The sequence below is a fragment of the Flammeovirga aprica JL-4 genome, from assembly GCF_012844305.1.
In the GTDB taxonomy this organism is placed as follows: Bacteria; Bacteroidota; Bacteroidia; order Cytophagales; family Flammeovirgaceae; genus Flammeovirga; species Flammeovirga aprica.
In genome coordinates this window covers 19,463-35,575 of record NZ_JABANE010000058.1, presented here as the reverse complement: position 1 = coordinate 35,575, position 16,113 = coordinate 19,463, and the positions used below count along the sequence as shown (strand labels likewise).

The window sequence follows — 16,113 nt, the reverse complement described above, 5'->3', positions numbered from 1 at the left end:
AGTTATTTTATTGTTAGGTTTAGTCCGACAGTATAAGTCACTGGCAAAGGATAAATACCATAATCATGTCCCATTTGCAATGCATTATGACCTCCAAGCGATACATCAGGGTTATAACCACTGTAGTTTGTCCATGTATAAATATCGCTAGCTGAAAGGGTTACATTACCGCTGATTTTAGGGAAGTTGAACCTATACATCAAGTCTATTCTTTTCAATCGGATAAACGACGCATCCTCAATCAATGCATCACTGAAAGGTATTGTGATTTGATTGTTTCCAGTCAGCGCCATATGCGTATGGTTATTTGGATTTTCAGGCGTCCATCTATTGTCATAAATCTCTTTTGTAACGTTTTGGCTACCATTTAAAAATCCAATTTGCCACATGGTCAAGTTGGCCATTTTTCTACCTTGCTCACCCATAATAAAGATGGTTAATGCAAAGTTTCTGTATTCAAATCGGTTCTCCATTGACCATACAAAATCAGGCTGTGCATTACCAATAATGGTTTTATCATTCGTAGTCAATTTACCATCACCATCCAGATCCTTGTATTTTCTTTGACCAGGATATCTTGCTTGACCTACTTCATTTTCTTTCCAAGGAGTATACATTCCATCTAATCGACCTACCTGATAATTGGCATCCTTTAAATCTTGACGATACTTACGCGCCGCTTCTTCTGTCGTCATTCCTCTAAACTCTTTGAAATCTTCATACTGATAGATTCCATCTGATTGATATCCCCAGAAAGTACCTAATTCCTGCCCTTTAATCAATCGCTGTGTGTGACCGCCTGTTACCCAAGGGTTGTTATACCCCACACTCAAAGTATCTGTTCTTAAACTCGTGATATAGGTTTTGGCATTGGTAAACATAATACTTGATGACCAAGTGAAATCACCTGCTTCAACGTTTGTAGTATTCAAAGCGATCTCCAGACCTTTATTCTGAATAGAACCAATGTTCAATAAACCAGTTGTGAAACCTGTATAACCCGGCACGTTGGTGCTTACCAATAAATCATCTGTATTTTTGATATAGTAATCAGCGTTTAATGATATACGCGACTTGAATAAATCTACATCCAAACCAAAGTTGATCTCTTTTGTCAATTCCCATCCTAATTCATCATTGGTAAAGAACGCTTCTCTTAAGGCTGGATATCTTCCTTTGTCCTCTCCATACACTGCATAATGTGAAGAGTAAATAGCTAAGGACTGACCAATCATATTGGCTGGATTACCGTTTGTACCATAACTTGCTCTTAGTTTTAAGAGATTAATGTCTTTTACATTTTTCAGGAAGTTCTCATTATTAATTTTCCATGATGCTGAAACGGCTGGGAAAGCGGCCCACTTATTTCCTTTGGAGAACTGTGAAGCACCGTCCATACGATAAGAAGCTGTTAGGAAATACTTGTTGCTATAATCCATGATCGTTCTAGCTGTAAAACTTGCCATAGTACGTTTGCCAAAACCACTTGCGTTGGGAAGCTGTGTACTCCCTGCCGCCATGTTGTAGAAAAGCAATGCATCTGATGGGAAGTTTTGAGCTTCCTGCTGAGACCATACATCTTCTGAACTTCTCAATGATGACATGATAAAAGTATTGGTATTGATTTTACCAAACTTCTTACCATAGCGTAATTGATTGTCCCAGTTCCATGATTTACCAGTACTGAAACGTCTTTTCGCCCATCCGTTGATATCGTCAATAGGATTTTTCTGAGTAGCTCTATAAAAGTTGTTCTCTCTATTGACATTGTTCATACCAAATCTGGATGTAAAGGTCATTCCATTGATGATATTGTAATCAAGGGCTAAGTTACCTACCAATACGTTTGTAATGTTTTGCTGTGTATTCATGGACACCAATTCTGTTGGCGTTACTCTCAGCTCTACCGTATTACCATTTTCAATAATGTTAAACCCATCATCATCCATGGTCGGCTGTGCTCTTAATGCCTGCATAACTACAGAACCTTGTCCTTTTGAGGCATCAAAACCTGTACCTGAGTTCACTTGTTCTGCATCTGAGTTGGCAAAGTAAACAGAAGAGGAAAGGTTTACTTTTTTCGACAGCTGAGATCTCATATTGGCTCTGAAAGTGGTTCTTTCATACCCTGACTTTGGGATAATACCATTCGCTTGGTAACGATTGGCTGATGCCATGAAGTTAAACTTTTTAGTACCACCCGAAACGGAAGCATTGATATCCATAATATCTCCAGATCTGTATACTTTATCTTGCCAATCATTAGTGGGGATATCAGGGTTGTTTAAATATTTTGCAGAATCTTCAGAAGACATTCTACCCGACTCTGCTCTCATCTGTAAGAACTCCTGTGAATTCAAAACATCTATATACATATATGGAGGAAGTTCCTGATAGCTGTATTTCGCATTGACTGAAGTTTTGATATCTCCAAGTTCACCTTGTTTTGTTGTGATAAGGATTACACCATTGGAACCCATCGCACCATAAATGGCTGTTGAAGAGGCGTCTTTTAAAACTTCAATGGATTTAATATCAGCAGGGTTGATATCGGCCATGGCACTTTGACCACTACCGCCATTCTGAGCAAAACCCATATTATCACTTGACATGATTGGCACACCATCAATAACATATAACGGCTGTGAATTACCACCCAATGAGTTGACACCACGAACATTGATAGAAGATGACGCTCCAGGTTGACCACTGTTGGATACTACCCTTACACCCGTCATTCTACCTTGCAATGAATTTTCAAAAGAAGCTGTTGTGTTTCCCTCCAAATCTTTCTCTCCTACTCTACTCACCACACCTGTAAGGTCCTCTTTTTTCACTTCGCCATAACCAATGACTATGACTTCGTCCAATTCACTTACTTTTTCTTTGAGGTAAATTTTCACCTCTTCTTTCATTCCTGCTTTAATAGTCAACTTAAAGTCTTCATACCCGATAAAGGATATCAAAACTATGTCTCCTTGTTTCATATCAGTCAGGGAGAACTTACCGTCCATATCAGTAATCGAACCTTTTAGTTCATCTGAATTTACGACAGCAACTGACGCACCTGGAATACTTACTCCTTTTGTGTCATAAACAATACCATTAATTCTAATATCTTGAGCGTTTGCGAAACCAGATAAAAAAAATGTTAAAATTAATGGTAGTAAAAAATTAGTAAGTAGTTTATTCTCTTTCACCATACTTTTAATACTTGAATAGATTCTGCTAATCGTTTAGCTCAAAATTAGGTAACTCTACTATTAATTTATTTGTCCTTATATATCAATTGTTAGCAAAACTATGCATTTACAAAGTTTATACATAATTATATAATGTTTTTAAACATTGCGTTAACAATAAACTTTGACAGGCTAATGTTTTATCACTTTACAAACAAATACTTTGGAGAGTAAGACTCTATTTTCAATTACCCAACTTAAGTTGATAAAAAACAGATCTTAAAATTAGTTAAGCCAAACATAAAAATTAAAACACTACAATGTGTTAAGTGACTAGATTTAATGAGATGTAATTTCTTAGGTTTTAGGGTTCATGTCTCTAGTCTGAATACTGTATTTGAGTTAAGAATTAAGAATTAGGAGGGAATGTCAAAGGAGGGTACTTCATTAAGAAAAATGACTTGTCTTATAGGTGAACAATAAGAGTTCAATACCACGAACCAACTTAATTCTTCATTCTTCATTCTTAACTCAAACAACCGTATTCAACATGAATAAAGAGCAAAAGCTAATAAGTAGTTTTCACTCTCTTTACATTGGTTTTTGTCACTTCATATTGCGAGGGTTTTCATGAAACTTTACTTTCCATTTTATTTCTGCATTGGATGGTGAATTGATCACCACTTTTGCAATTTCTTTATTGATATCCACCCACTTTGCCGTTCCTTCAGATACTTCTATTGCTAATCCTTTATGACTGTTTTTAGCAATCACCAACTCATAAGGATCATTTGCCACCACGGCTGAAATTCCCGAAAGGCTATTCTCGTTAGCATTCCATGCACATGCTTTTACATCTAGCATTCCCTGCATAATATGACGGTTGGTGGAGATAAATTGTGGATGATCTTCTTCAGCGTGAATACTCATCATTCTTGATTCTCCTGGTCTTAAGACTTGTTTCAATTCTGAATCTCCTTTTTGTTTTCCGATGTATTGATCATTCCAGAAATCATAAATATAGTACTGCTTCTCTTCTTCTAAATCCAGTCCACTGAAAGATGCATTTTGCAGAAAATCCACACTGATTGTTGTAGGTCTTCGAGGATTATCATTGAAGAAAGTCAACTGATGCCAGTCTTTATCTACTTTATAGTCATAGACCTGTGGACAGAATTTCTGCAGATCAAAAGCATCCAATGGTCTTGCTGTTTGAGGTATTGATTGATACGGTAATGTTCTTGAAAGATCATACACTACACTGTCTGGCATTTCATATAAACTGTGCCCTAAAAGGAGTCTTCCACTTGCCACATAGGTCATGGTAAACATGGTTCTGATGCCGTCTCTATTTTTTGTTTTCACCTTTGTATAATCTTTTGCATCCATATCCCAATTGACCAATACACGGTTTTTATACCATCTTAAAGCTGTATGCTTGATCATAGAAGGTGTAATTGACCATGTATCTCCTTCTGTTCTCTTAGAAGATACTACGCCCAATGTCACATCAGAATCACGCATTCTTTCATGTACATAAGAATTTTCTTTACCTAATCCATTGTAAGCCAATTCGAAATACTTTCTGTGAAAACCGGCCGTTGTAGTATATTCATCATCAAAACCACCGTCTTCATGCCATGACAAATGAGGGTAATCTACCATAAGGCCCTGAAAACCTGCTTTCTTCAAGTGGGCATAAGAAGATTTTATATGTTTTTCAAAATCCTTATCAGTCAAATCATAATTACCGTTTCCGATTATATTCCAATCCGGCCCTAAGTTTCCTGTCTTTTTGCTACCGTCATTAAATAAACATTGTTCGGGGTACTTCTCACTGTAATCTGTAGATGTTTTGGTGGATTGGAAATATTGGAACGGAATCCCTCCTCTATCGATAATTGCTTTAGCAAACTTTTCAGAAGTCTCATAAGGAGCCGTATAAAAACCATATTTCTGCCAGTGCTCATCATCAAACCAGCCATTGATATTGTTTTCTTTGTAGTTGTCAGGTACAATTCTGATACCCATTGAAGCGTAATTCAATAGTCCTTTTTCAACCGCTGTATCTAACTGTTTCACACCATCATTGGTATTGTTTGTGTGTGTGTACCAAAGACATAATGTGGGAAATGTATAATGGTTTAGCTTTACTTGTTGTGCTACTTTTACTGTATTCGCATATTTTTCAAGTGCCTCAAAGGGATTCTTCAGATTAAAATCCAAATAGAATTTCTCATTTGGAATATACGTGGAATGAGTATCCACTACTTTTCCTACACCATCCTGACACCAAAGTGATAAGGAAATATGATCCACGTATTTGATGGCTTCTGCTTTTTTAGCGAATTCTTTATACGTAAGACCACCCATAACGAGGGTATTTTTTTCTTCAATTGTTTCACCAAAAGTCAGCATTAAGTTGTTCTCACATGATAGACTTTGAGTATGAACAGCTGTGGTATGACCGTGACCCGGCCACTCCCATCCTAATGATCCTCCACTGTAACCGTCAATGGCAAAATAAGATTCAAACTTGGTTTTGTTATAGGCAACCCCTTTTTGTAAAGGAGACATTTTATTGATTCTGATTTTTTGATCCGAATGATTGACAACTCCTGTATTCAACACCACATAACTTTTATTATTATACAGTGATATTTCTAAAATCAAATCAGGGTAGTCTTTTCTTGAACTCGTCACTGTTAGTTTTTGTCCTTCACCTAACTCATCTTTCAAGGCCTTCAATGTCGTTTTGTGAGTGGTGTAAGTGGTAGAAATAAAATGGTTTACTTCCACATAGGCTTTTTCCACTATTCGTTTATCTTTTGCCTTGTCGATAATATCATAATGTCCTTCATCTGTATTAAAAACTACCTTGATAAGGTTATTTTCAATAATGGAAGTTTTAGTTTCTAGTGTATTGTAAGCTGTGATAATTGTAATAATCACTGCTACAAGAATAAGGTAAAATTGTTTGTTTTTCATAAGTAATAAAAATGGGAAGACTGTCTAAAAGATTAAAAACAGCCTTCCAATTAAGGTATGTAATCACACATATTGATTATGTGTATTGTCTTATTTCATTAATACCAAAGCACCCACTGAAGCTACTCTCAATACATACATTCCTTTTTCCAAGTTGGGTAAAGCAATTTTGATACGTTCCTCCTCACTTTCAACAATTCTGAAATCAACTCTCTGCCCTGTAATAGTAAAAAGCTGCATCCTGTTATGATAAGCCTGACGCACAAGAATAGTTAGCTGATCTTGCAACGGGTTTGGATATGCCACCAACTCCAACTCCACAGTTTTGTCGGTTGAAAATGCTTTTATTTCAGAATAAGTAGCTGTTCCATCAAAGTCAACTTGTTTCAAACGGTAATAAGATAGGCCACTTAAAGGGTTTTCATCTTTTACCTCGTAAGAAAGTAAATAATTTGAATTACCATATCCTTTCACTTGCTCTACCTCTTCCCAATTTCTTCTATTCCTTGACTTTTCAACTACGAAATAGTCGTTGTTGATTTCCCAAAGTGTTTCCCATTTCACTAATGCTTCTCCGTCTACATTGAAAACGTCAAAACTTCTTAGTTCTACAGGCAAATCAGCAAAGTCGTCTACCATGATAGAAGCACTTGCATCTCCTCTAGCATCTCCTCCATCGAAAATAAAATTTTCTGTTACGGGAAGTGATGCTGAAAGAACGCCTTCTGAATACCCCAATGAGATTCCTCCTGTATAAATCACTTCTGGATCTGTTTGTACGACTGAGGATAGACTTTCACTGCTAATTCCTTCTCCATTGCCTCCTAAAAAAACATTTACATCAGGTGAAGCTCCCTCACTCAGACCTGAAAAAGAATCTCCTTCTCCGCTTCCTCCTGCATATATATTTTGAGCAAAACCAATTGCCATATTGCAGTTAGCAATTAGAACTATACTCAAACACTGTATGATAATCTTATATATTCTCATAGTCATCGCTTTAAGAATATGTTAGTTACTTGGGGCTGTTCTTACTCCTCTACCTCCACATTCCCTCACATTTGATGAATCATGATAACGGTAAGCAACATAATTTCTAGTCGACACATAACCGAAACTACTAGGGAAAACGTAAGCTCCACCTCTTGAACCATAACCATAATCAGTGGCAGAGGCATCAACAGCAGTATTAGGCCATCCTGTATTGGTGTAGTTACCTACATTATCTAAAGCACCTGATCCATGTGAACCATCAAAGCTTCTACCGGGTTCTACTGATACTGTCACTACAAGTTCTGTCACATTTCCAGACATATTCATGATACCATAATAAGTAGCTCCTGAAGAAACTCTGCTTGCTCCAGAAGTTGCAAAGATTCCTACTCTTAGAGGTTTGTGGTTGCCAGTACCCGAGTCTGGTGCAGTAGCACTCATTACAATATTACCTGAAGAAGCAGAATAACTAGAAGACGCAACTACTTCACTATCTGTTTGCCCATTATCAATAGTATATTCCGATCCATCATTAATATCCGTAGATCCCCATGCATATTCGAGTGCAACAGGTGTCTGAGTTCCCCTACACGCTTTTTCATACTCCATCTCTGTCATTGGCCTTAAACATGCCCACTCTAAATAATTCAATATCTTACGGTGACTAAGCTGTACTTGAGGATAGAAAGAAGTTGATGATGAATAGGTAGATCCATCTGTTTCCAAATTATTACCATAAGTCTCAGATTTACTAATATGGTTGACACTAACTTGAGTAGTTCTCAACATATTTAAGAAGTCTGCATATTGTCCTTGCGTAATTTCATATTTCATACAGTAAAAAGCACTAAATCCTTTAGGAAAATCTGCAGGTATATCTCCTTCTCTAAAAGTTCCTGAGTTCTCATCAGTATCATAATATAGATTCCCATTGGTGGTACCTACAGTAATAGCTCCTTCTGATTCTACAAAGTAAGGCACGCTTCTATCATTTACATTATCATTATTGTACATATAAAATGTTTTAGGATCTGAGCCTCCAGTACCTAAATAAAATGCTCCACTAGGCACATACACCATCTCTATACCGTAAACTTTTATTTCAAAAGTATCATCATCTCCCTGTGAATCCTGACCGTATTGCCATTCTAGTTGTACTTGATAAGAGGCATTGCCTTGTGATTTTGTTGAAGCACTGTAAATAAAGGCTCCTTTTGAAAACCCTGTACCTGTATCATCATCACTATCGATTGTAGCCAAATTACTTGTTGAACTATGACTACTGCCATAGCTTAGTGTAGCGTGTTGCCAATAATCTGTGGTTGTATTTTTAAACTTAACAAAGACCCAAACTGCATCCCAATTATTCTGTGCACTTGTCACCCTCCAAGAATTCTCCCAAGAAATATCAAACTGTATAGTAGCTGTTTTAGTAGATGAATTTTTGGAAGGTATAGAGACATTCTCTATCAGTAGATTGTTCGCTTTAGAAAGAAAGGGCAAAAGCAAGAACAGCATAAAAAAATAAAAAGTATTTGTCTTGTTCATATTATTAAGTATTAATTCCAATAGTAAAAATGACTGTCTAGTAGTTTTTTACTTATCATTTCATTCTGATTTCAAAAGCAATATCCTAAAACAAATATTAATGGTAAATTATACATCTTTCAAAAGTTTGTCCTCATCTTACAATCTGAAAATAAGGCTTAAACTATCAAAAAAGAGCTATTTTACTTTTTGTGAGAATTTTTTGGGCAAAGTCTTCTTCGAAATATATAATTAAAAAAAGCGTGAACTTTTTTGAAAGAGGTGTATCGTGCTACAAATATTTCAAATAATTGCATTTCCATCATTGAAATTTGCTTTTAAATTTCCAATGACAAAATGAAAACGTAATTTTTTAAATCTTAAAAAAAAAATTTTAACACTGCTCATAACTTAATACACAAGAGTTTTATGAATGAAGAATGAAGAATTATGGTTCGTGTTGTGGTTCAGTGAATTTATGGTAGAATATCATTTATGATGGAGACCGTTGTAGGGATGTTGCATTACAACGTCCACTGAACCATCATAAAAACCATTTTACGACCCACAACATGGTCAATTTTTTTGACACAAAAATAAAAAAAGCACAAGTGAAACAATCATCTCACTCGTGCTCATATTACTCAATTAAATATAAATGTTGAAGCAAATACTAATGATCATGCTTCCCTTATCAACTAAATTTAATTCGGCAACAATTCATCAACAGGTACAGAGAAAGTGGCTTCCCATGTTTTTGATTCGGCATTATAATCTACTTGATAGTAGTCATTTCCAAACCTCTCCTGATCGAATTTTATTTCTTTTCCTTCATGTTTGAAGGTAATATTAAAGTCTTTGTAGCTTGTAAGATTTGAGACAGTTACAGGAACATAAGCTAAACCTCCTGAAATATCTGCGACTACTTCATTGTTCTTCGCCTCTATCTTCATCGGGTAATTTCTAACCAATTTTCCTTTCTTCACTTTCACTTTTACTCTATTCTGATCCGCTTCTCTGTGCATCAATTTCCAAGTATCTTCACCAGCAAACAACGCTTTTCTAAATACCTCATTTGATCCATAATAACTCTTCGCTTCCTGTGGGAAAACACAAAGCTGAATCACCATTTTGATCTTATCGCCTTTGTTTAATTGCTTGATTTCTGAAGGTAAATTGACCTCCACCAACGTAACAGGCTCTTTTGCTCTTGTTTTACTTGATGAATAAGTGGAGAAATGAGGCTTGATTTTCTTTCCACCTACAGTAGCAGACCAATCTTTCAATACGATTCCTTTATTGCCCCAAACAGCATATTTATCACTCTCCATATTTTTGGCCTGATGCATACTGAACCAAGGGTTGTCACCTTCAATCACAATATCTCGATTAGTGTATTGACGTTCTTTATGGATATTGTTCATTTCTTTGATCATACCCTCTGCATTACCCCAAGCAATTTTTCTTTCCACAGAGTATGAATACGTTTCCGCACCAAATTGTGCCAAAGCCAAGCGCTCAAAATCCAAAGTTTCGTTTACCTCCACTTCCATTGTAAAGATCACCCTCAAATAATCATCGTTCCTCATGATATTTGAAGTCAAACTGTAAGAAGCTTCGTCCTTGCTCGTATATCCTGTGTAAGTGACCTCTGTAAGATTTGGACAATTACGCGTGTAATGTGATTTGATTCTTTTGATCTTTAATTTCTTTCCTTCTTTGTTGTAAACTCGCATAAAATCACCACCACCCACATTAGGCGTCCAATTCCATTTTCTAGGACCAATTTTATTGTCATCATCACTTTTAATCAAAAATGGTCTAACATCGGTAATTAGAGTATTGGCCTGTCCGCAATCTGGCTCGTAACAAATACTTTCACCAAAAGCACCCATGGCGGTCTGATCCCAAAGCTGATGATTACCAATTAATTTTCTTCCCCATCCTGTCAGTGACAACTGATTATGAGAAACCGCCGGCAATGATCCCCAGAAACCTGACACTCTAGACATTTCTAACTCCACTTTTGTATTTGGTGGCAAACAAACCACTGTATACGCTCTTAACCATGGACCGTGATATTTGAATGTTTTCTGATTGTGCCAGTTTTTAGAAATCTGTACCGGAATTCCTGTAGGGTTGCCCTCTTTGTCTCTTAAAAGCACAGAAATACCTGTGATGTCAGTCACATTTTCTAAACGCTCAAAAATCAAACGCTGTAATTGTGGCTTGTCAGTTTTGTTTTCCAATTGCAACGCCACTCTTTCCATACCGAATTTTGGCTTCATAGTATTATTTAATGAAATAACAGTAGCTTGCTGTTCAGCACTTTTAGTCACAACTACAGGTCTGTTAGGTCGGATAAGGTCTTTGGCTGTAATTTCGAACCCTTCTTCATGGTAAGTAGGTTGTACGATGTGCATTGTTAGATTCACATCTTTTTCTGTGAAAGATGCTTTTGCAGTCACTACACCTTTTTCGACTGTAATTTCATCTGCATTTTCATTACTTAAGATGTTCCAAGCCTTTCCATTTTTTGCTTTCGCAATGAAGTTTCCTTTTTTATTTTTTACTGAATATTGCTCCTTTGGAAGATTTAATTCAATCAGTAATTCACACTCCTCTTCTTTCACAGCCCCTTCTTCAAATACCAATCTAAAACCTAATGCATCCGTCCAAGATGCAATTTCAAATGATAATTTCACATCAGGACCATTCTCTAATAATAAATCCGGAAAGTTTCTTCTCTGATAAAACTGACCGCTTTCAATCAATTCACCAGCATATTTTTTATCACTTTCCATACGGACTACCTTGTACTTTTGGCCTTTATGCAGCACGTAAAGTGATAAAATATCGAAAGGTTGTTCTTGCACTTTATCAAGATAGTCCTTTCCAACTTCTTTTTGATCAATGAGTCTTAACTGTTCTAACTTAAAATCTTTGTAATTGAAGGCTAAAAAATGATGGTCGGTCTGTATATCAAAATGGGTATTACCAAAAATATCATTTTCATGATACATGTAGGTATTCGTCCCCGCATATTCCCATAACTCTTTCGGCAACTGCCCAAAGGAAAGAGAAGTAATGCAGAGTAATAGGTAAAATAAAGCTATAATTCTTTTCATTTCAAATCTGATTAAGTGTAGGTAAGAACGTTGAGGGAAAAGGGAAGAAGTAAGAGTTAAGAGGGATGAAGGAAGTTTAGTTCTTGACCTATTAAATCATACCACCTCTTAACTCTTAACTCAAACTAAATATTGTCTGAATCTACAGGGATAATTGGCTCAAAAGAAATGGACGCCAAATTGATCCATCCTGAAGCATCGTCTGTGTTTAATGTTACAGAAATGGTTTGTTTTCCTGTTTTATCAAAATTTACTACACCAATTTTTCTGTCTTTGAAAACACGGATTGTTCTGTTTTCAAACTTGTTTTTAATTTGTTTTTTGTCTCCACTATAAGTAGGAACAAAATAGTATTCTTTACCGTCGATATTCAAGATACCTTCCTGCATATCAGCATCTTCATTACAAGCGTAATTTAATGTTACGATATACATTCCTTTTTGTGGAATATTCACTTCCCACTCTGCCTTGCTTCCTTTTTGCGACCAATTTTGGATCGATGGAACTGCATGCCAGTCACCGAAGATCTCCATCCATCTGATTTTGTCAGAAGTACAAGCAGTCAGTTTTGCCTCGTGAGGTAATAATTTTGTTACTAAACCTGTGTTGAATACTTTATCAGAATTTAATTTTGGTTTACTGTCAAATTCTACCACAATCACTGAAGCTACAGGGTCTGGCATTCTCAATGGGAACGTCACTACAGTAGATGAAGTTAAATCTGTAGCTGTAACTGCTGATTTATCATCCAAGAAGTACGCATTCTTTACTTTCGACTGGAATTTTGGTAAATAGATCTTGTTGTCCTTTGGCCACTCTTTGATAAACAAGTACATCTTGTTTCCTTTTTGAGTAGCAGCAAATTGTGTTTGACCGCCTAAGTACAATGCTTCAGTTCCATAAATTGCCTCTTTGTATTTTGCAATCCACTTTCCTGTTTCTCTTAAAATCATAGCTGATACCTCAGGAACAGAACCATCACCTTTAGGACCAATATTGAACAAGTAGTTACCGCCTTTTGAAATCACATCGATCAAACGGTGTGAAATTTCTTTTGGTGTTTTCCAATTGAAATCAAAATTACTGTAAGCCCAAGTGTTATTGTGTGTATCACAAGTTTCCCATAAACCATCTACAGGCTCGGAAGGAATCTCATTATCACCTAACGTTTTGAAGTCACCCAAACCTCTACCAATTCTACTATTGATTAAACAGTTCGGTTGATATTTATCCACTAACGCTTTCAACTCTAAAACTTGCTCATGTTTGATTGGACCTGGAGTGTCGAAGAAGATACATCCGATGTCACCATAGTTCGTCACCAACTCTTTTACTTGCGGAAGTGCTTTCTCCTCCATGTATTTTTGTACATTGGCTTCTTTAGCATCGAACTCCCAAGTGTTGCCAAAACCATCTTTCTCATTCCAATCTTGCATTTGAGAATAATAGAAACCAAAACGGATTCCTTTTTTCTTACACGCTTTAGCCAACTGCTTTACAATATCCTTTTTATAAGGTGTATTTGAGATGTTATAGTCACTCGCTTTTGAATCAAACAATGCAAATCCATCATGGTGCTTCGCAGTTAAAACCACGTACTTCATACCAGCATCTACTGCCAATTGAGCCACTTCATCAGCATCCCATTTAACTGGATTAAAAGTCTCTGCCAATTTACGGTACTCTCCAGTTTTGATGGCCGCTCTGCGCATAATCCACTCGTTAATACCATAATAGTGTTTGCCGTTGTGCTCACCTGCTAGTTCAGAATATAAACCCCAATGAATAAACATGGCAAATTTTGCCTCTTTATACCATTGATAATCTTTATCTGTATAATTCGCTTTTTCATCTTCACCCCAAAGCTCATCCATACCCTTCTCTTTTTCTTGACCAATTGCTAGAAAAGAGACTAAAATAAGAGAACTTATTAATAATAACTTTTTCATACTTCGATTGACTTAATGTCTTTAAAAAATAATCACAGTACAATTTTACTTATTTCATTTCTTGCAACTTTGCTTAAATCTTGCATTCATTAGTACTATTAATATTCAGCAATAGATTATCAATTAAATCTGCATCAATTGTGATATTCGTGGCTATACATAACCTTTACCTCGCAATTTATGATTTACATTTAAAAACTATGTTCTCAAATAATATTGATACTTACTCGATTCTATAACCCGTGTGAAATTGAGATAAAAAAAGGAATAAAAAGTGGGTAAATTTGTCATTTGATAACTGTAATCTTCAAGTTTGTTGAGCTCCATTGAAAATAAGTTCTTGAAAAGTTCTATTGGGCGTCATTACTAAACATTCATCTGTCCTCATAAGATTTACTTATACCATCATAGGAACAATCAATTTTACTTATCCTAAAAGTCGTCTTACATTTGTTGCATCAATAATGATAAAAGGACATAAGTACTAAGACATAATTAACTACAAAATATTTTTGAATTAGTACTCAAAAAATATAAAAACCAAATAATCCATGTTAGAACAAGCGTTAAAAAACCAAGTAGTAGGACTTTTCAATAATCTAAACAACAAATATACTTTCAATGTAGAAGTTGAAGCGAATCATCCTAGCAAACAATCTTTAGTAGATTTATTAGAAGATGTAGCTTCTTGTTCAGATAAAGTTGCCTTGGAGGTGAAAGAAGGTGAAGGTCTTTCTTTTACAATCAGTAAAAATGGTGAAACTGTAGATAATATCATTTTTAGAGCAGTGCCAACCGGTCATGAGTTCACTACACTTTTGATGGCTGTTCTGAATATGGAAGGAATTGGTAAAAACTTACCTGATGAAGGGATTACTGCCAAAATCAAAGGAATCAACGAAAAAGTAGTTGTAAAAAGTTATATCTCATTGACTTGTACCAACTGCCCTGAAGTTGTTCAAGCACTGAACGTAATGGCGATCTATAATCCTAATATTGAGCACCATATTATCGATGGCGGTATCAATAAAGAGGAAGTGGAAAGCTTAGGAATCCAAGCGGTACCAACAGTCACTGCAAACGGTGAGCAATTGCACGTAGGTAGAGCTTCATTAGGAGAGTTATTAGGTAAAATAGAGAATATTGCTGGCAGTAGCTTTGATGCTTCTGAGGCAGTAGAGAAAGAATATGATGTAATTGTAGTTGGAGGTGGCCCTGCCGGTGTTTCTTCAGCGGTTTACTCTGCTCGTAAAGGTTTTAAAGTTGCGGTGATTGCCGGTGTGATCGGTGGTCAGGTGAAGGAAACTGTGGGTATTGAAAACATGATTTCAATTACAAAAACAACAGGTGCTGAATTGACTGCTAACTTATACAGTCACTTGAAAGATTACCCTATCGACATCTTGGAAAACCGTATGGTAGAAGACGTTCAGGTGGTAGATGGTGTGAAGAAAATCACTACTTCTATGGGTGAGAAATTCACAGCTCCTGCTTTGATCATCGCTACAGGTGCAAGCTGGAGAAAATTGGGTGTTCCTGGTGAAACGGAATACATCGGTTCTGGTGTAGCCTTCTGTACGCACTGTGATGCTCCTTATTTCAAAGGTAAAAAAGTTGTTGTTGTAGGTGGTGGCAACTCTGGTTTAGAGGCGGCGATCGACTTGGCGGCAATCGCTTCAGAAGTTACAGTATTGGAATACATGGACACTTTAAAAGGTGATCAAGTGTTACAAGATAAAGTAAACGACCTTCCAAACGTATCAGTAGTTACTAACGCTGAGACATTGAGCGTAGATGGTGATGGTAGTAAAGTAACAGGTATCCAATACAATGACAGAGAAACTGGAAATGTTCAGTCTATCACTACAGATGGTGTGTTTGTACAGATCGGTTTGAAAGCCAACAGTGATGCATTCAAAGAAATTGTAGAAACAAACCGTATGGGTGAAGTCATCATTGATGCTCATAACCGTACTTCTATTGCTGGTGTTTATGCCGCAGGCGATGTGTCTATCGTTCCTTACAAGCAAATTGTAATTGCAATGGGCGAAGGTTCTAAGGCTGCACTTTCAGCATTCGAAGACAAAATCAAGAATAAATTAACGGAAGCACCTGCTGAAGTTTAAAAATATAATCGTCGCTAACTCTCATACTTTCAATCCAGAAACGCTGTAGTAGATCACAGTGTTTTGACAAACTTTTAAGGCTAGCCTGGTAAAATGGGCTAGCCTTTTTTAATGATGAATGAAGAGTTAAGAATAAAGAAAAATGGTTCGTGTTATGATTATTGTGGTTCAGTGGACGTTGCAGTGCAACATCCCTACACGGTATCAAAATAATTTGAAA

General features: G+C 36.3%; 7 protein-coding genes. 1 reads left to right on the top strand and 6 read right to left on the bottom strand.

From position 1 onward, the window contains the following. Nucleotides 1-2: 2 nt before the first annotated feature. The 6 genes from HHU12_RS19725 to HHU12_RS19700 all read right to left on the bottom strand — a co-directional run bounded on the left by HHU12_RS19725 (nucleotide 3) and on the right by HHU12_RS19700 (nucleotide 13,767). Entirely contained in the window at nucleotides 3-3,203 is a 3,201-nt protein-coding gene (locus tag HHU12_RS19725) for a SusC/RagA family TonB-linked outer membrane protein (RefSeq protein ID WP_169658458.1), read from the bottom strand. Between the two features lie 585 nt (nucleotides 3,204-3,788). Further along, nucleotides 3,789-6,170: a hypothetical protein gene (locus tag HHU12_RS19720; RefSeq protein ID WP_169658457.1), complete on the bottom strand. Its 2,382-nt coding sequence runs from the start codon at nucleotides 6,168-6,170 to the stop codon at nucleotides 3,789-3,791. Nucleotides 6,171-6,260: 90 nt separating this feature from the next. Beyond that, entirely contained in the window at nucleotides 6,261-7,160 is a 900-nt protein-coding gene (locus HHU12_RS19715) for a T9SS type A sorting domain-containing protein (RefSeq protein ID WP_169658456.1), read from the bottom strand. Between the two features lie 21 nt (nucleotides 7,161-7,181). Continuing rightward, on the bottom strand, nucleotides 7,182-8,711 hold the full coding sequence (locus tag HHU12_RS19710; RefSeq protein WP_169658455.1) for an SUMF1/EgtB/PvdO family nonheme iron enzyme: 1,530 nt from the start codon (nucleotides 8,709-8,711) through the stop codon (nucleotides 7,182-7,184). Between the two features lie 683 nt (nucleotides 8,712-9,394). Continuing rightward, a complete protein-coding gene (locus HHU12_RS19705) occupies nucleotides 9,395-11,818 on the bottom strand; it encodes a hypothetical protein (RefSeq protein ID WP_169658454.1) in 2,424 nt (807 codons plus the stop codon). 125 nt (nucleotides 11,819-11,943) lie between these two features. After that, nucleotides 11,944-13,767 (bottom strand): alpha-L-fucosidase, encoded by a 1,824-nt coding sequence (locus tag HHU12_RS19700; protein ID WP_169658453.1) that lies wholly within the window; start codon nucleotides 13,765-13,767, stop codon nucleotides 11,944-11,946. Nucleotides 13,768-14,318: 551 nt separating this feature from the next. On the opposite strand from HHU12_RS19700, the gene ahpF reads away from it, so the two are divergent. Further along, complete coding sequence (gene ahpF / locus HHU12_RS19695) at nucleotides 14,319-15,893, top strand: alkyl hydroperoxide reductase subunit F (RefSeq protein ID WP_169658452.1); 1,575 nt, start codon at nucleotides 14,319-14,321, stop codon at nucleotides 15,891-15,893. The last annotated feature ends 220 nt before the right edge of the window (nucleotides 15,894-16,113 follow it).

Coding starts and splice junctions, on each gene's coding strand:
- ahpF (WP_169658452.1), top strand. CDS start 14,319: ATGTTAGAACAAGCGTTAAAAAACCAAGTAGTAGGACTTTTCAATAAT.
- HHU12_RS19710 (WP_169658455.1), bottom strand. CDS start 8,711: ATGAACAAGACAAATACTTTTTATTTTTTTATGCTGTTCTTGCTTTTG.
- HHU12_RS19725 (WP_169658458.1), bottom strand. CDS start 3,203: ATGGTGAAAGAGAATAAACTACTTACTAATTTTTTACTACCATTAATT.
- HHU12_RS19720 (WP_169658457.1), bottom strand. CDS start 6,170: ATGAAAAACAAACAATTTTACCTTATTCTTGTAGCAGTGATTATTACA.
- HHU12_RS19715 (WP_169658456.1), bottom strand. CDS start 7,160: ATGAGAATATATAAGATTATCATACAGTGTTTGAGTATAGTTCTAATT.
- HHU12_RS19700 (WP_169658453.1), bottom strand. CDS start 13,767: ATGAAAAAGTTATTATTAATAAGTTCTCTTATTTTAGTCTCTTTTCTA.
- HHU12_RS19705 (WP_169658454.1), bottom strand. CDS start 11,818: ATGAAAAGAATTATAGCTTTATTTTACCTATTACTCTGCATTACTTCT.